Below are 15,345 nucleotides of genomic sequence, written 5' to 3'. Positions count from 1 at the left end.
CCGTGGAAGCCGTCGGCGGGTACGCGGGCGGGGTCTACCTGCGCTCGGGCACGGCCGGGCTGCTGCGGATGGCGGTGGTCACGGGCCTGCCGGAGCGGCTGTTCCGGCCCTGGTGGCGGATGCAGGTGAACCGGCCCTACCCGGTCGCCGAGGCGTACCGCACCGGGCAGTCGGTGCACCTGCCGGACGGGGAGGCCGCGATGCGGCGCTTCCCCCAGCTGATGGCCGGGCTGCCGTTCCCCTTCGGGTCGTTCTACGAGCCGGTCCACGCCGGGGCGGAGCGCTACGGGGTGCTGCTGGCGCTGCGGCCGGCGACGCCCGGGGCGGTGCTGGGGGCCGGTGAGCGGGCGCGGCTGCGGGAGGCCGCCGCCACGCTGGCCGGGGAGCTGGCCGCGCTGCACGCCGCCGGGGAACCGGTCCTGTGGGACGGCGACCCGCTGTGCGTGCCCTGGCCCGCGGCCGCCGGGCAGGAGGCCCGGGAGGCCGTGGACCGGCTGGGGGCGGCGGTGCTGTCCGTGGACCGGCAGGGTGCCGTCACCTTCGCCAACGCCGCCGCCGAGGAGCTGCTCGGGCCGGGTGCTCCGCCGCTGCGCGGACGCGTGCTGTGGGAGGCGCTGCCCTGGCTCGGACACTCCGCGTACGAGGACCACTTCCGCGGGGTGTTCATCTCGGGCGAGCCCGTGCGCTTCGCGGCCCGGCGCGGCCCTCCCCCGGAGGCCGGTCCCGGGAGCGGGGCCGGTCCCGGTGCGGCCGCCGAGTGGCTGTCGGTCGGCCTGTATCCGGGCCCGTCGGGGGTGACGGTGACCCTGGAGACCGCCGAGCCGCCCGCCTACGCGCCGGGGTCGGTGGCCCGGCCGGGCGCCGGCCTCGGTTCGCCGGCGGACCGGGCCTCCTCCCTGTACCGGCCGGTGGCCCTGGCGATCGCGCTCACCGAGGCGGTCACCGCGCGCCAGGTGTCGGCCGTGGTCACCGAGGAGCTGCTGCCCGCGTTCGGCGGCCGGCAGTTGGCCATCTACATGCTGGACGAACGGCACCTGTACCTCGCCTGGGAGACCGGTTTCCCCAAGGGGTTCCTGAGCCGCTTCGACGGGGTCTCGCTCCACGAGCGGCTGCCGGGGGTGGAGACCCTGACCTCGGGCCGGCCGCTGTTCTTCGAGTCGATGGAGCACCTGGCCGCGGCCTATCCGGGGATCCCGCTGGACGCCGAGGTCGGGGCCCGCGCCTTCCTGCCGCTGATCGCCTCCGGCCGCCCGGTCGGCTCCTGCATCCTCGGCTTCGACGAGCGGCGCGGCTTCAGCCCGGAGGAGCGTACGGTCCTCACGGCGCTGGCCGGCCTGATCGCGCAGGCCCTGGAACGGGCCCGGCGCTACGACAGCGAGGCGGCGCTGGCCCGGGGGCTCCAGGCCGCCCTGCTGCCGCACCGGCTGCCGGTGCGCGGGGAGGTGGCCACGGTGGGCCGCTACCTGCCCGGGACGGACGGCATGGAGGTCGGCGGCGACTGGTACGACGTCATCGAGACGGACGCGGGCCGGCTGGCGCTGGTCATCGGGGACGTCCAGGGACACGGGGTGGCGGCCGCCGCGACCATGGGCCAACTGCGCAGTGCTGTACGGGCCTTCGCGCTCAGCGGCAATGCCCCGGACCAGGTGGTGCGGGGCACGAACCAGCTGCTGATCGACCTGGACCCGGGCCAGTTCGCCAGCTGCTGCTACGTGCTGCTGGACCCGGCCTCCGGCCGCGCCCTGGCCGCCCGCGCCGGGCACCCGCAGCCGCTGCTGCGGCACGCCGACGGCCGGGCCGAGGTGCTGGACCTGGCGGGCGGAGTGGTGCTCGGCATCGACCCCGGGGCGCGGTACCCGGTGACGGAGCTGGCACTGGCGCCCGGCGAGGTGCTGGCCCTGTACACGGACGGGCTGGTGGAGACGCCGGGGGCGGACATCGACGAGGGCGTGGAGCGGCTGCGGGCGGCGCTGGCCACGGCCCGGCCGTCCCCGCTGACGGAGACGGCCGACCGGCTGGTCGCCGAGGCGGCCCGCACGCCGGACCGCCCGGACGACATCGCCCTGCTGCTGGCCTCCCGAACCGCTAACGGAGCGCCCGGGCGGCGTTCCTGAGGAGGCGCGGGTCCTGCGGCTCGGGAACCGGCACGGGGGCGGGGGTGCGGGCACCTGCGGCCGACGGGCACAGGGCCTGCTCCTGGAGTGCGCCGAGAGCCGTGTCGACGGGGTGCGGGAGGGGGCGGCCGTCGGCGTCCAGGCGCTGGTATTTCTGGAGGTTGAAGCCGACCGCGTACTGCCGTCGGCCGTCGTCACTGGTCAGGGCCATCGTGCCCGCGCCGAAGACGGTCCCGCCGTGGCCCCAGACGGGCCCGCAGGGGGTGTCCGTGGCGTGGATCCCCAGGCCCCAGCGGACGGGCCGGCCGGTGCCGTCGTCCTCGGCCGGCACCGTCGTGCGCATCTGGCGCAGCTGCTCGTCGGGCAGCAGCCCGCCCTGGAACAGGGCCCGGAAGAAGGTGGTGAGGTCGGCGGTGGTGGAGACCAGCGCGCCGGCCGTACCGGCGAAGGTCATGTTGTAGTCGCTGTAGTCGCGCGGCGGGTCGATCAGCCCGAACCAGGACTCGTACATCCGGGGATGGGGGCCCTTGATCCGCGGGTCGGCACCGGGGAAGTAGGTGTCGCGCAGTCCGGCCCGGTGGATCACGTCCCGGGTGATGAACTCCTCCGGGTCCCGTCCGGTGACCTTGCGCAGCACCTCGCCCAGCAGCAGGTAGTTGGTGTTCGAGTACGACCAGCCGGCGCCCGGTTCGAAGAGCGCGGGCCTGGCCGTGGCGAGCCCGATGAGCCGGCCCGGGGTGACGGTGCGGTGGCGGAAGTCGTCGAGGCTGCGCGTGGAGCCCTCCTTGAGGGAGGGGAAGGCCTCGGCGACGTAGTCGGCGATGCCGCTGGTGTGGTTGAGCAGCATCCGTACGGTGACCTTCCGGCCGCGCTCCCCCGGGAGGAGCTCGGGGACGTAGTCCGAGACGGGCCGGTCGAGTGCGATGCGTCCCTCGGCGTTCTGCCGGAGCACGGCGACGGCGGTGAAGGTCTTGGTGACGCTGCCGACCCGGTGCCGCATGCCGGGGGTGGCGGGCCGGCCGGTGGCCGTGTCGGCGAGGCCGGTGGCCCCGTCCCAGCGGGCGCGGCCGTCGCGGACCGTGCCGTACGCCCCGTACATGCCGGCCGCCCGGACGGCGTCCAGGCGCTGGGCGAGGGCGGTTCCGTCGACGCCTGCGGCGGCCCGCGGGTCCGGGGCGGCCTGCGCCGGGGGCGTCCCGGCCAGGAGGGCCAGCCCGACGGCGACGGCCGCCGCCGCGCCGCGTAACCGGCCGTGCCCGTGCTGCTGTACGCGTTCCACGTGGATCTCCCCTGGTCCGTGCGGCGGCCCGCCGAGAGCCGGCGAGCGATCTTGTGCCTGGAATTCTCTCGGCCCGACACCGGCCGCCCATCGGGCCAGGGGACGATCCCGGCGCATGCGGCATAGGCCCCCAGGCCCATCCACACCTCCCACCCCGCTCCCACCCGGCGCCCCGGGAGGTCTTCCGGCTCCGGGCAAAGCGGAGGGAAATTCATTGGATCTCGCTGCGGTTCCCGCACCCCCCGCCCGGTCAATATTTACGCGGCCTTAACACCGGGATCGGCCGCCCGGAGGCGTGATCCACGATGGATTCCGCAGGTGAACAGCTATTGACCTGCGGATCTCGTGGAGCTTGCATAGCGGCCCGGGAGCCACGCGAACGAAGTGCCCACCACCGCCCCGGAGGCGATACCGCTCCCGCACTCCTTCACCGCTCTGCCGATCGGAACCTCGCACCGATGACTGACACGATCAGCGCACCTCAGGCCCTCGCCCCGGCCACCGGCCCCACCCCGCAGAAGCTCAAGCGTTCCATCGGCGTCGTCGGCGGGACACTGCTCACGCTGTCGTGCGTGACGCCCGCCTCGACCCTCTTCGTCGTCGTGCCCGACCTCTTCTCCGGTCTCGGCACCTGGACCGCGCTCACCATCGCCATCGGCTCGCTGCTCTGCGTCGGCGTGGCCTTCTGCTACTCGGAACTGGGCACGCTCATCCCCAGCGCCGGCGGCGAGTACGCCATGGTCTCCACCCTCGCGGGCCGGCTCGCCGGCTGGCTCGTCTTCGTGCTGTCCCTGCTCGTGGTGATGATCGTGCCGCCCGTGATCGCCATGGGGACGGCCGACTACCTCTCCCCGGTGATCGACGTACCGGCTCCGGTGGCCGGCGCCGGCGTGATGCTGCTCGCCACCCTGGCCGGTCTGCTGGACCTGCGGGCCAACGCCTGGATCACGGGCGTCTTCCTCGTGCTGGAGGTGGTCGCCGCCGCACTGGTCGCCGTGCTCGGCTTCGCCCACAGCGAGCGGGGCGCCGACGCCCTGGTGCACGGCTCGGTGGCCGCCGAGGGCGGCGGGGTCTCCTCGGTGACGGCCATGATGGTGGTCTCCGGGCTGGCGATCGCGCTCTTCGTCACCCAGGGCTTCTCCACCGCCGTCTACCTCTCCGAGGAGCTGGAGCAGCCGCGCCGCGACGTCCCGCGGACCGTGCTCGCCACCCTCGCCATCTCCTCCGCCGTCATCCTCGTGCCGGTCATCGCGATCACCATGGGCGCCCCGGACCTGGAGGCCCTGACCTCCGGCGACCTCGGCGCGATGGTGACGGCCTGGTCGAACTCGGCCGTCGGCACCTTCGTCAGCCTCTGCGTGGCCCTGGCCATCGTCAACGCCGGCATCGTGATGGTCATCCAGAACTCCCGGGTGCTCTTCGCCTCGGCCCGCGACAAGGCCTGGCCCGAGCCGGTCAACCGCGGTCTGTCCCGGCTGGGCCGGTTCGGCTCCCCCTGGGTGGCCACGCTGCTGGTCGGCCTGCCGGGCGCGGCCATGTGCTTCGTCAACCTCGACACCCTGTACGGGGTGACCGGCGTGTCGGTGACCGGCATGTACCTGCTGGTCGCGGTGGCCGCGCTGTTCAGCCGGCGCGGGGCGCACGGGGAGAAGGCCGCCTGGCGGATGCCGCTGTGGCCGGCCGTGCCGGTCGTGCTGATCCTCGTCTTCGCGTACATCCTGACCCAGCAGGAGACCCAGTACCTGCTGTGGACCGGCGGCATCACCGCCGCCGCCACCCTCTACTGGGCGCTGTACCTGCGGCCGCGCAAGGACTCGCGCTGGCTGGTCAGCATCCCGGACACGGAGGACGAGCCGGCGGTCTGACCGCACGGGTGAGGGGGGCCGTCGCGGGTTCGCGGCGGCCCCTCGCCGTGTGCGCGGGGGTCAGCCGGCCGCTTCGGTGCCGGACAGGGCGATCGCGGTGTTGACCAGGCCGACGTGGCTGAACGCCTGCGGGAAGTTGCCGAGCTGGCGGCCGGCGCGGGTGTCGTACTCCTCGGCGAGCAGGCCCACGTCGTTGCGCACGGCGAGCAGCTTCTCGAAGAGTTCGCGGGCCTCCTTGGTCCGGCCGGTCATGTGCAGGGCGTCGGCCATCCAGAACGAGCAGGCCAGGAAGGTGCCCTCGTCCCCGGGGAGTCCGTCGACGGAGGGTCCTTCGGTGCTGTAGCGGCGGACCAGGCCGCTGCTGCCCAGTTCCGCCCGGACGGCGTCGACCGTGCCGATCACGCGGGGGTCGTCGGGCGGGAGGAAGCCGACGCGGGGGATGAGGAGGGTGGCGGCGTCCAGCTCGCGGGAGCCGTAGTACTGGGTGAAGGTGCCCCGCTCGGGGTCGTAGCCCTTGTCGCAGACGTCGCGGTGCACCTCGTCCCGCATGGCCCGCCAGCGCCCGATGTCGCCGGGCAGGTGCGGGGCGTTCTCCAGGGTCCGCACGGCCCGGTCTGCGGCGACCCAGGCCATCACCTTGGAGTGGGTGAAGTGGCGGCGCGGGCCGCGCACCTCCCACAGCCCCTCGTCCGGGCGGTGCCAGTTGCGCTCCAGGAAGTCGAGGAGGGCGAGCTGGATCTTCCAGGCGTGCCGTTCCGAGGCCAGCCCGGAGGCCCGAGCCAGGTGGAGGGCGTCGAGGACCTCTCCGTACACGTCGAGCTGGAGCTGGTCCACGGCGGCGTTGCCGACCCGGACCGGGGCGGAGCGTGCGTAGCCGCGCAGCCAGGGCAGTTCCGCCTCGGGGATGCGGCGCTCGCCGGCGATGCCGTACATGATCTGGAGGTCGGCCGGGTCGCCGGCGACGGCGCGCAGCAGCCAGCCCCGCCAGGCCCGCGCCTCGTCGAGGAAGCCGGTGGACAGGAGGGCGCCCAGGGTCAGGGTGGCGTCGCGGAGCCAGCAGTAGCGGTAGTCCCAGTTTCGGACCCCGCCGATCTCCTCGGGCAGGGAGGTCGTGGCGGCGGCCGCGATGCCGCCGGTGGGGGCGAACGTGAGGGCCTTGAGGGTGATCAGCGAGCGGGTCACGGCTTCCTTGTACGGGCCCTCGTAGCGGCACTGGCCGGCCCATTCGCGCCAGTCGTCGAGGCTCTGCTCCAGCGCCTCGTACGGGTCGGCGGGCTCGGGGCGCGGCTCGTGCGAGGGGTGCCAGGTCAGCACGAAGGCGACCTTCTCGCCGGGGCCGACGGTGAACTCCGAGCGGGTGCTGCGGTCCTCGCCCCAGGTGTGTACGGGCGGCTCGCTGCGGAACCAGGCCGAGTCGGGTCCGGCGACCGCGACCCGGTCGCCCTCGCTGCGCCGGACCCAGGGGACGACGTGGCCGTAGTCGAAGCGCAGCCGCAGGGTGCTGCGGACGGTGACCCGGCCGGAGACCCCCTCGACGATCCGCATCACGTCGGGCGCGTTGTCGCGCTGCGGCATGAAGTCGACGACCCTGACGGTGCCCTCGTCGGTCTCCCAGTAGGACTCCAGGACCAGCGAGTCGTCCAGGTAGGCCCGCCGCGTGCACCGTTCGCCGTTCTCGGCGGCGGCCGGGGCGATGCGCCAGTGGCCGTTCTCCTTGTTGCCGAGGAGGGCGGCGAAGCAGGCGGCGGAGTCGAAGTGCGGCAGGCACAGCCAGTCGACGGACCCGTCACGGCCGACCAGTGCGCTGGTCATCAGGTCGCCGATGAGTGCGTAGTCTTCGATGGGTTGTGTCATTCATCCGCTTTTCCCCCGAACGCCGGGGGTCAATCAGCCCGCCTGGGGGTGGGCGGCGGCGCGGGCGGCCTCGACGTTGGCGGTCATCCTGCGCAGCACCTTGAGCGCGGCGACGTACTCCGCGTCGTCGATGCCCTCGTGGACGACGGCTCGCTGCTCGGTCACGAGGGCGCGCAGCCGGAGCCTGGCGGCCTCCCCCTCGTCGGTCAGGCCGAGCCGGCCGTCCTGGTCGCCGCGGAGCCAGCCGCGGTGGAGCAGCTGGTCGACGACGCGGGCGATCTCGTGCGGCCCGTCCGCGAGGGGGGTCAGCTGGGCGACCACCTCCTCGCGGGCGGGCGCGGCGGGCCCGCCGTTCACCCGGTTGAGCACCCAGTACTGCGGCTGCGTGACGTCGATCCGGGCCATGGCGTCGCGCAGGTGCCGGGTCACGGCCTCGTGGGCGAGGCCGCTCCAGTAGCCGATGGGCTGGTTGGCGAGCGCGTCGTCGGCGGCGGCCGGGTCGGCGGGCGCCTGGTCGGTGGTGTTGCCGGTGGGCGGTTTCATGATCACGACGCTACCGGCAGCCGGGGCTTCGGCCTAGCCGCGGATGAAGAGGGTCACGACGGCGAGGACCACGCCGAGGGCGAGGGCCTGGGCGCCGAGGGCGAGGCGGTGGGTGCGCAGGGCGGGGACGGACAGGAACCGGTCGACGGCGTGGCGGCCCGGTCCGGCCAGGGTCAGGGCGGCGGCGGCCACGGCGAGCAGGAGCTCGTACTCCATGCCCTCGGGGGCGAAGAAGGCGCCGGTGCCGTGGACGGCCACGGCGTTGATCATCGTGCCGGTGACGGCCGCACCGGCGAGCGGGGTGAGCAGGCCGAGGGCGAGGCCGAGGCCGCCGAGGGTCTCGGTCAGGCCGGCGAGGGCGGCCATGGCGTCGCCGGCCGGGTAGCCGCTGGCGGTGAAGAACTGGCCGGTGCCGCCGATCCCGCCGCCGCCGAACCAGCCGAAGAGCTTCTGGGTGCCGTGGGCGGCGACGGTGAGGCCGAGGACCACGCGCAGCAGGAGCAGCCCGGCGTCGTAGGAGGAGGTGTCGGCGACGGGTGCGGCGGCCTGCGCGGCGGCCGGGGTCTTCGTCGCGGTGGCGGTGGCGCTGCTCATGGGGGGGTCCTTCCGGTCGGGCGGCCCGAGGGGATTGGTTCAAATTCGAACCTGCTTGAGCCCGACCATAGCCAGTGATTCAAATTCGAACAACTCGTGTACCCTGGCGCCATGGCTGAACCGAGATGGCTGGACGACCGCGAGATGCGGGCCTGGAGGGGCTTCCTGGCCGCCTCCGCCCTGGTGAACCGGCACCTCGACCAGCAGCTGAAGGACGACTCCGGACTCTCCCACCCCCAGTACGAGATCCTCGTGCGGCTCGCCGCGGCGCCCGGCCAGGAACTCCGCATGACGGAGCTCGCCAACGGGCTGATCAACTCCAAGAGCGGCCTGACCTACCAGGTCGGCCAGATGGAGAAGGCCGGCCTGGTCCGCCGCCGCAGCTGCCCCTCGGACGTCCGGGGCGTCTTCGCCGTCCTCACGGACGCGGGCCGCACCCGCCTGGAGGAGGCCGCCCCCGGCCACGTCACGGCGGTCCGCGCGGCCCTCGTGGACGTACTCACCCCCGAACAGCTGGACGCCCTCGCCGACGGCCTCGGCGAGGTCAGCCGCCGCCTGCGCGAACAGGGGGCCTAGGCACGGGGGAACCCGGGGCGGGACCAGGGGGCCGCGGGCGCGGCGCGGGCAGCACGCCCAGCGCGGTCACGGTTCCTCCCGCGGAGCCCTCGCAGGCGGAACGGACCCCGCCGACGCGCGTACGCCGATGGCGCCGCGTCCACGTTCGGCCACCTCGGCGGGTCTCTCTGCCATACCGTCGGCAGCAGGTCGCAGGGCACGACTCCACCGCACCGGGAGGTTTCCGTGAAGATGCTCATCAATTCGCCCGACACCGTGGTCTCCGACGCGCTGCGCGGCATGGCGGCCGCGCACCCCGAGCTCGACGTCGACGTGGAGCGGCAGGTCGTCGTACGGCGGGACGCGCGGGCCGGCGGACGGGTCGGGCTGGTGTCCGGGGGCGGGTCCGGGCACGAGCCGCTGCACGCCGGGTTCGTGGGCCCCGGGATGCTCTCGGCCGCCTGCGCCGGCGCCGTGTTCACCTCGCCGGTACCCGACCAGATGCTGCACGCGGCCGGCGCCGTCGACGCCGGTCAGGGGGTGCTGTTCGTCGTCAAGAACTACACCGGGGACGTGCTGAACTTCCAGATGGCCGCCGAGCTGGCGGAGGAGGACGGCCTGCGGGTGGAGCGGGTGCTCGTCAACGACGACGTCGCCGTGACCGACAGCCTCTACACGGCCGGCCGGCGCGGCACCGGAGCCACCCTCTTCGTCGAGAAGATCGCCGGGGCGGCCTCCGAGGAGGGGGCGCCGCTGGAGCGGGTCGCCGCCCTCGCCCGGCGGGTCAACGACTCCTCCCGCAGTTTCGGCGTGGCGCTCAGCGCGTGCACCACGCCCGCGAAGGGCAGCCCGACCTTCGACCTCCCGGACGGGGAGCTGGAGTTGGGCGTGGGGATCCACGGCGAACCGGGCCGGGAGCGGCGCGCGATGATGACCTCGCGGGAGATCGCGGAGGTGGCGGTGGCGGCCGTACTGGACGATCTCGCGGAGACGGGGCCGCCGGCCGGTCCGGTGCTGCTGCTGGTCAACGGAATGGGCGCGACCCCGCTGCTGGAGCTGTACGGGTTCCACGCGGAGGTGGCCGCGGTCCTGGCCGCGCGGGGCGTGCCGGTGGCGAGGGCGCTCGTCGGAAACTACGTCACCTCCCTGGACATGGCAGGCTGTTCGGTGACCGTGTGCCGGGCGGACGACGAACTGCTGCGGCTGTGGGACGCGCCGGTGCGGACGGCCGCCCTGCGCTGGGGCTGCTGAGCGCGTGGCGGACGTACGGGAAGGCGGAGGAGACGGGATGCGGGACGCGGAGTTCTTCCGGCGCTGGATGGAGGCCGCCGCGGCGGCGGTGGAACGGGAGGCGGACCGGCTGACCGAGCTCGACTCCCCCATCGGCGACGCCGACCACGGGGCGAACCTGCTGCGGGGATTCACGGCCGTGCGTTCGGCGCTCGCCGGGGCCGACCCGGGGGCCGCGCCGGGGGCGCTGCTCCAGCTGGCCGGCCGCACCCTGATCTCCACGGTGGGCGGCGCGTCCGGACCGCTGTACGGGACGCTGCTGCGGCGCGCCGGCAAGGAGCTCGGGGAAGCCGCCGAGGTCTCCGACGGGGAGCTGCGCGGGGCCCTGGACGCCGGGGTGGACGCGGTGGCCCGGCTGGGCGGGGCGGCCCCGGGCGACAAGACGATGCTGGACGCGCTGGTCCCGGGGGTCGCGGCGCTGGGTACGTCCTACCGTGCCGCCGGGAACGCGGCGGAGGGCGGGGCGCTGGCGACGGTTCCGATACTGGCCCGCAAGGGCCGCGCCAGCTACCTCGGGGAGCGCAGCGTCGGGCACCAGGACCCGGGAGCCACCTCGGCCGCCCTGCTGCTGGGCGCGCTGGCCGACGCGGCGGAGGGGGCCGCGTGAGCGGCGGGGCGCTGGTCGGGATCGTGCTGGTGTCGCACAGCGCCGGGGTCGCGGAGTCGGTGGCGGAGCTGGCGCGGGGCATCGCGGCGGGCGGGGCGGTGGCGCCGGTGGCCCCGGCGGGAGGCACCGCCGACGGCGGGCTCGGCACGAGCGCGGACCTGATCACGGCGGCCGCGTCGGCGGTGGACCGGGGGGCCGGGGTCGCGCTGCTGGTGGACCTGGGCAGCTCGGTGCTGACCGTGAAGGCGCTCCTGGAGGACGAGGAACTCCCGCCCCGATCCCGTCTGGTGGACGCCCCGTTCCTGGAGGGCGCGGTGGCGGCGGTGGTGGCCGCGTCGGCGGGGGCTCCGCTGGAAGCCGTCGCGGCGGCGGCCGAGGAGGCGTACGCCTACCGGAAGGCGTGACCCGCCGGGGGCTGCGCGTGCGCCCGGGGGCTGCGCGTGTGCCCGGAGGCTGCGCGTGTGCCCGGAGGCTGCGCGTGTGCCCGGGGGCTGCGCGTCTGCCCGGAGGCTGCGCGTCTGCCCGGAGGCTGCGCGTCTGCCGCTGCGCGGGGCGTGTCCCCTCCCCGCGCAGCGGCCGGGCGGCCGCGCCGCCGGAGGCTAGCGGCCGCGGAGGGTCTCCATCTCCCGGCGGTCCCGCTTCGTCGGCCGGCCCGTGCCCCGGTCGCGGATGCCGACCACCGCGGCCTCCACCGGGGTCGGCAGCGGCGGGCTGTTGTCCACGTAGCACTCGGCGGCGACCGGAGGCCCGACCCGCTTCGTCACGGGCCGCCGGACCACGACGATCCGCTCGCGGCCCGCGTGGAAGAGCCGTACCTCGTCGCCCGCGCGCACCTGCTGCGCGGGCTTCGCCCGTTCGCCGTTGACCTTCACGTGGCCCGCCCGGCAGGCCGTCGCCGCGACGGAGCGGGTCTTGGTGAGCCGGACCGACCAGATCCAGGCGTCCACCCGCGCGGTCCCCGTCTCCAGCGGGGCCGCCCCCGTTTGCGTGGTCCTCGTACCGTCAGTCATGCCCCGACTCTAGCGATCCGGCGGCCCCGAAGCGGAACGGATTTTGGCAGATACCACAAGGGACATGGCATATGCGATAGAGATCAAGCCAAACGAATTGCACATGCAGGTTCGTTCCCCCTACCTTGTCGCACATGCAGACCTACACCATCGGACAGGCGGCGCGTCTGCTGGGCGTCAGCCCGGACACCGCGCGCCGCTGGGCCGACGCCGGCCGGGTCGCGACCCATCGCGACGAGGGCGGCCGCCGCCTGATCGACGGCCGCGACCTGGCGGCCTTCTCCGTCGAGGTGGGGCAGGGCGCCCACACCGAGGACGGCGAGTCCTACACCTCGGTGCGCAACGCCTTCCCCGGCATCGTCACGGCCGTCAGGCTCGGCGACGTCGCCGCCCAGGTCGAGATCCAGGCCGGTCCCCACCGGCTGGTCTCCCTCCTCACCCGCGAGGCCGTCGAGGAGCTCGGGCTGGAGGTCGGCATGCGGGCCACCGCCCGCGTGAAGTCGACCAGCGTGCACGTCGACCGCGTCTGAGCCGGACCCGACGGCCAGACCCAGGCCGAGACCCCGGCCGAGACCCAGGCCCTGAGACGGACCCAGACCCAGGCCCGGACCAGGCCGGGCCACCCGGAGACGGACCCAGACCACCCGCTCGTCCCCCATCCGCTCGTCCCACCCGCTCCGCCCGTCACCGGCGCGGGTCACCACCGCGCGGTTCCGGCACCCGGCCGGCCGCCGACCCGACCGAGGAGCACCCGCTCATGTCCGCCACCCCGAACACCCGCCGCATCGCCGCCGCCGCGCTCACCGCCGCCCTGCTCGTACCGCTGTCCGCCTGCGGCAGCAGCGGCGACGAGAAGAAGGCCGACGACGCCGCCTCCCCCTCGGCACCCGCCTCCGCCGGGGCCAAGGCCGCGAACCTCACCGTGCTCGCCGCGTCCTCCCTCACCGACGTGTTCAACACGGCGAAGGCCGCCTACGAGAAGTCCCACCCCGGCACCAGGGTGACCGTCTCCTTCGCCGGCTCCCAGGAACTCGCCGCCCAGGTCAAGCAGGGCGCCCCGGCCGACGCCCTGGTCACCGCCGACACCAAGACCATGGACGGCCTGAAGGCCGAGACCAACGACGCCACGGTCATCGCGAAGAACCGCCTGGTCATCGCCACGGGCAAGGGCAACCCCTTCAAGATCGACGAGCTGAAGGACCTCGCCGACACCAAGACCAAGGTCGTCCTCGCGGCGCCCGAGGTCCCGGTCGGCCGCTACAGCAAACAGATCCTCGACGCCCAGAAGATCGAGGTGAAGCCGGTCTCCCAGGAGCCCAACGTCCGCGCCGTCCTGAGCAAGGTCGAGCTGGGCGAGGCCGACGCCGGCCTCGTCTACAAGACCGACACCATCAAGTCCGGTGACAAGGTCGTCGCCGTCGACATCCCGGACGAGCAGAACGCCGTCGCCTCCTACCCGGCCGCCACCCTGAAGCAGTCCAAGAACGCCGAGGCCGCCGCCGCGTTCGTGGCCTGGCTGAGCAGCCCCGAGGCGCAGAAGATCCTCCAGGACGCCGGCTTCCAGAAGGCCTAGCCGACACGGCCTGAGGGGCTGCCCGGTCCGGGGGGACGGGCAGCCCCTTTCGGCGTGTCCGGCGCCCGCGCCGCGCCCGTACGCTCCGTAGGATCCCTCCCCGGCCCCGACCAGGAACCGCCATCACCCCATGAGCAGACTCCGCACCCGCACCCGGCCCCCCGTGACGCTGGCGCTCCCCGCGCTGCTCGCCGTCGCGTTCCTGCTGCTGCCGCTCGTCGGCATCCTCACCCGTACGCAGTGGGGCGAACTCGGCGCCCACCTCACCAGCCCCGGTGTGGTCACGGCCCTGAAGCTCTCGCTGCTGGTGTCCCTGTGGGCGCTCGGACTCTCACTGCTGCTCGGCGTGCCGCTCGCCTGGCTGCTGGCCCGGGTCGAGTTCAGGGGCAAGTCCTTCGTCCGCTCACTGGTGCTGCTGCCGATGGTGCTGCCGCCGACCGTCGGCGGTGTCGCGCTGCTGCTCGGCTTCGGACGGCGCGGGCTGCTCGGGCCGTGGCTGGAGGACGTCTTCGGCGTCACGCTGCCGTTCCACACCTCCGGCGCGGTCGTCGCGGCGACCTTCGTCGCCATGCCCTTCCTGGTGATCAGCCTGGAGGGAGCACTCGGCGGGCTGAAGCAGAGCTACGAGGAGACCGCCGCGTCCCTCGGCGCCTCGCCGGTCCGGGTGTTCTTCACGGTGACCATGCCCATGGTGGCCCCCGGCCTGATCGCGGGCGCCGCCCTCACCTGGGCCCGCGCGCTCGGCGAGTTCGGCGCGACCATCACCTTCGCCGGCAACCTGCCGGGCACCACCCAGACCCTGCCCCTCCAGGTCTACCTGCTGCTCCAGGACCAGCCGGAGGCGGCCACCTCGGTCTCCCTGCTGCTGCTCGCCATCGCCATGGGCGTGCTCATCGCCCTGCGCGGCCGCTGGACCGGCACGCCCGTGACCCCCAAGGCCCCCGGGGCCGGGCCGGAGGCACCCGCCCCCGCCGCCCCCGAGGAGACCCCCGGCCCCGTCCCTGCCCGGGCCGACGGCGGCCGCTGGCCCCTGCACGCCGAGGTCACCGGCTTCAACGAGCTCACCCTCGACGCCGGACCCGGCACCACCATCGCCGTCGTGGGCGAGAACGGCGCCGGCAAGACCACCCTGCTGCGCGCCCTGCTCGGCCTGACCCCGCGCGCCCGCGCCGAGCTGCGGCTCGGGGACACCGACGTCACCGCGCTGCCCCCGCACCGGCGGCAGGTGGCCTGGGTCCCGCAGGACGGGGCGCTGTTCCCGCACCTGAGCGCCCTGGCCAACACCGCGTACGGGTTGCGCGCCCGCCGGGTCGGGCGCGCCGAGGCCCGCCGCGAGGCGCAGCTGTGGCTGGACCGGCTCGGGGTGGGCCACCTCGCCCAGCGGCGGCCGACGCAGCTGTCGGGCGGGCAGGCGCAGCGGGTGGCCCTCGCCCGGGCGCTGGCCGCCCGGCCCCGGCTGCTGCTGCTCGACGAGCCCCTCGCCGCCCTCGACCAGACGACCCGGGCGCACGTGCGGCACACCCTGCGCAGGCACCTGGCGGGCTTCGGCGGGGTCTGCCTGATCGTCACGCACGACCCCGTCGAGGCGGTGTCACTGGCCGACCGGGTGCTCGTACTGGCCGACGGGCGCACCCTCCAGGACGCGCCGCCCGCCGAGGTGACCCGGCATCCGCGCTCGCCGTGGGTGGCCCGGATGCTGGGCCGCAACGCCTGGCCCGGCACCGCCTCCGCCGAAGGGCTCGCGCTCGCCGGAGGCGGCCGGCTGGTGGTGGCGGAGACCCTGCCGGAGGGGGCGCAGGCCCTGGCGATCATCGCCCCGGAAGCCGTGTCGCTGCACCGGGACCGCCCGGGCGGCAGCCCCCGCAACGTCTGGCCGGGCACCGTACGGGAGGTCACGTCGGCCGGCAGCCGGCTGCGCGTGCTCGTCGCCTCGGACGAGGCGCCCGACCTGGTCGCGGAGATCACCCCGGAGGCGGCCGCCGAGCTCGGCGTGGCCGACGGCGCGCCGGTGTGGACGAGCGTGAAGGCCACCGAGGTCACGCTGGTGCCGCTGTAGCTTTC

The 15,345-nt window shown here is 74.7% G+C and carries 14 protein-coding genes; 9 read left to right on the top strand and 5 right to left on the bottom strand.

Annotation, left to right across the window (positions count from 1 at the left end; translation table 11 throughout):
* The first annotated feature begins 2 nt into the window (after positions 1 to 2).
* Positions 3 to 2,114, top strand: a complete 2,112-nt coding sequence (locus tag ACZ597_RS10550; RefSeq protein ID WP_471327968.1) for a PP2C family protein-serine/threonine phosphatase — start codon at positions 3 to 5, stop codon at positions 2,112 to 2,114.
* On the opposite strand, the gene ACZ597_RS10545 is transcribed toward ACZ597_RS10550, so the two are convergent.
* Positions 2,086 to 3,393 carry a serine hydrolase domain-containing protein gene (locus tag ACZ597_RS10545; protein WP_471327696.1) on the bottom strand — a complete coding sequence of 436 codons (1,308 nt, stop codon included), beginning with the start codon at positions 3,391 to 3,393 and terminating at the stop codon, positions 2,086 to 2,088. The two genes, ACZ597_RS10550 and ACZ597_RS10545, sit on opposite strands and share 29 nt — an antisense overlap.
* A 458-nt stretch (positions 3,394 to 3,851) precedes the next feature.
* On the opposite strand from ACZ597_RS10545, the gene ACZ597_RS10540 reads away from it, so the two are divergent.
* Entirely contained in the window at positions 3,852 to 5,258 is a 1,407-nt protein-coding gene (locus ACZ597_RS10540) for an APC family permease (RefSeq protein ID WP_471327694.1), read from the top strand.
* A gap of 60 nt (positions 5,259 to 5,318) precedes the next feature.
* Here the strand turns inward: ACZ597_RS10540 and ACZ597_RS10535 are convergent, their stop codons facing one another.
* From ACZ597_RS10535 to ACZ597_RS10525, 3 genes are read right to left on the bottom strand one after another with little or no spacing between them, the layout of a single operon-like run.
* Positions 5,319 to 7,112, bottom strand: a complete 1,794-nt coding sequence (locus ACZ597_RS10535) for a glycoside hydrolase family 15 protein (protein ID WP_471327692.1) — start codon at positions 7,110 to 7,112, stop codon at positions 5,319 to 5,321.
* 33 nt (positions 7,113 to 7,145) lie between these two features.
* Complete coding sequence (locus ACZ597_RS10530) at positions 7,146 to 7,655, bottom strand: MarR family winged helix-turn-helix transcriptional regulator (RefSeq protein ID WP_471327690.1); 510 nt, start codon at positions 7,653 to 7,655, stop codon at positions 7,146 to 7,148.
* 33 nt (positions 7,656 to 7,688) lie between these two features.
* Positions 7,689 to 8,249 (bottom strand): DoxX family membrane protein, encoded by a 561-nt coding sequence (locus tag ACZ597_RS10525; RefSeq protein ID WP_471327687.1) that lies wholly within the window; start codon positions 8,247 to 8,249, stop codon positions 7,689 to 7,691.
* A gap of 111 nt (positions 8,250 to 8,360) precedes the next feature.
* Here ACZ597_RS10525 and ACZ597_RS10520 point away from each other — a divergent pair, with 111 nt between their 5' ends.
* The 4 genes from ACZ597_RS10520 to ACZ597_RS10505 all read left to right on the top strand — a co-directional run bounded on the left by ACZ597_RS10520 (position 8,361) and on the right by ACZ597_RS10505 (position 11,105).
* Positions 8,361 to 8,825 (top strand): MarR family winged helix-turn-helix transcriptional regulator, encoded by a 465-nt coding sequence (locus ACZ597_RS10520; RefSeq protein ID WP_471327685.1) that lies wholly within the window; start codon positions 8,361 to 8,363, stop codon positions 8,823 to 8,825.
* Between the two features lie 225 nt (positions 8,826 to 9,050).
* A complete protein-coding gene (gene dhaK / locus ACZ597_RS10515) occupies positions 9,051 to 10,055 on the top strand; it encodes a dihydroxyacetone kinase subunit DhaK (RefSeq protein ID WP_471327682.1) in 1,005 nt (334 codons plus the stop codon).
* A 37-nt stretch (positions 10,056 to 10,092) separates the two neighbouring features.
* Positions 10,093 to 10,701, top strand: coding sequence for a dihydroxyacetone kinase subunit DhaL (dhaL, locus tag ACZ597_RS10510; protein ID WP_471327680.1), 609 nt, complete (start codon positions 10,093 to 10,095; stop codon positions 10,699 to 10,701).
* Positions 10,698 to 11,105, top strand: coding sequence for a PTS-dependent dihydroxyacetone kinase phosphotransferase subunit DhaM (locus ACZ597_RS10505; protein ID WP_471327678.1), 408 nt, complete (start codon positions 10,698 to 10,700; stop codon positions 11,103 to 11,105). The genes dhaL and ACZ597_RS10505 overlap by 4 nt, the downstream gene beginning before the upstream one ends.
* A 195-nt stretch (positions 11,106 to 11,300) precedes the next feature.
* Here ACZ597_RS10505 and ACZ597_RS10500 read toward each other — a convergent pair whose 3' ends face one another.
* Positions 11,301 to 11,711, bottom strand: a complete 411-nt coding sequence (locus ACZ597_RS10500) for an RNA-binding S4 domain-containing protein (RefSeq protein WP_471327675.1) — start codon at positions 11,709 to 11,711, stop codon at positions 11,301 to 11,303.
* Between the two features lie 134 nt (positions 11,712 to 11,845).
* Here ACZ597_RS10500 and ACZ597_RS10495 point away from each other — a divergent pair, with 134 nt between their 5' ends.
* The 3 genes from ACZ597_RS10495 (at position 11,846) to ACZ597_RS10485 (ending at position 15,340) form a co-directional block, all read left to right on the top strand.
* Positions 11,846 to 12,241, top strand: coding sequence for a TOBE domain-containing protein (locus tag ACZ597_RS10495; RefSeq protein ID WP_471327673.1), 396 nt, complete (start codon positions 11,846 to 11,848; stop codon positions 12,239 to 12,241).
* A gap of 227 nt (positions 12,242 to 12,468) precedes the next feature.
* Complete coding sequence (gene modA, locus ACZ597_RS10490; protein ID WP_471327670.1) at positions 12,469 to 13,284, top strand: molybdate ABC transporter substrate-binding protein; 816 nt, start codon at positions 12,469 to 12,471, stop codon at positions 13,282 to 13,284.
* A gap of 130 nt (positions 13,285 to 13,414) precedes the next feature.
* Complete coding sequence (locus ACZ597_RS10485; protein WP_471327669.1) at positions 13,415 to 15,340, top strand: ABC transporter permease; 1,926 nt, start codon at positions 13,415 to 13,417, stop codon at positions 15,338 to 15,340.
* Positions 15,341 to 15,345 lie beyond the last annotated feature (5 nt).

This window comes from Streptomyces sp. NPDC040718 (assembly GCF_055593565.1).
This window is presented reverse-complemented; position numbering and strand designations above follow the sequence as displayed.

What these genes read in the sequence shown, in the direction of transcription:
- ACZ597_RS10530 (WP_471327690.1), bottom strand. Translation starts at nt 7,655, where the DNA reads ATGAAACCGCCCACCGGCAACACCACCGACCAGGCGCCCGCCGACCCG.
- ACZ597_RS10520 (WP_471327685.1), top strand. Translation starts at nt 8,361, where the DNA reads ATGGCTGAACCGAGATGGCTGGACGACCGCGAGATGCGGGCCTGGAGG.
- ACZ597_RS10500 (WP_471327675.1), bottom strand. Translation starts at nt 11,711, where the DNA reads ATGACTGACGGTACGAGGACCACGCAAACGGGGGCGGCCCCGCTGGAG.
- dhaL (WP_471327680.1), top strand. Translation starts at nt 10,093, where the DNA reads ATGCGGGACGCGGAGTTCTTCCGGCGCTGGATGGAGGCCGCCGCGGCG.
- modA (WP_471327670.1), top strand. Translation starts at nt 12,469, where the DNA reads ATGTCCGCCACCCCGAACACCCGCCGCATCGCCGCCGCCGCGCTCACC.
- ACZ597_RS10495 (WP_471327673.1), top strand. Translation starts at nt 11,846, where the DNA reads ATGCAGACCTACACCATCGGACAGGCGGCGCGTCTGCTGGGCGTCAGC.
- ACZ597_RS10540 (WP_471327694.1), top strand. Translation starts at nt 3,852, where the DNA reads ATGACTGACACGATCAGCGCACCTCAGGCCCTCGCCCCGGCCACCGGC.
- ACZ597_RS10525 (WP_471327687.1), bottom strand. Translation starts at nt 8,249, where the DNA reads ATGAGCAGCGCCACCGCCACCGCGACGAAGACCCCGGCCGCCGCGCAG.
- ACZ597_RS10535 (WP_471327692.1), bottom strand. Translation starts at nt 7,112, where the DNA reads ATGACACAACCCATCGAAGACTACGCACTCATCGGCGACCTGATGACC.
- ACZ597_RS10485 (WP_471327669.1), top strand. Translation starts at nt 13,415, where the DNA reads ATGAGCAGACTCCGCACCCGCACCCGGCCCCCCGTGACGCTGGCGCTC.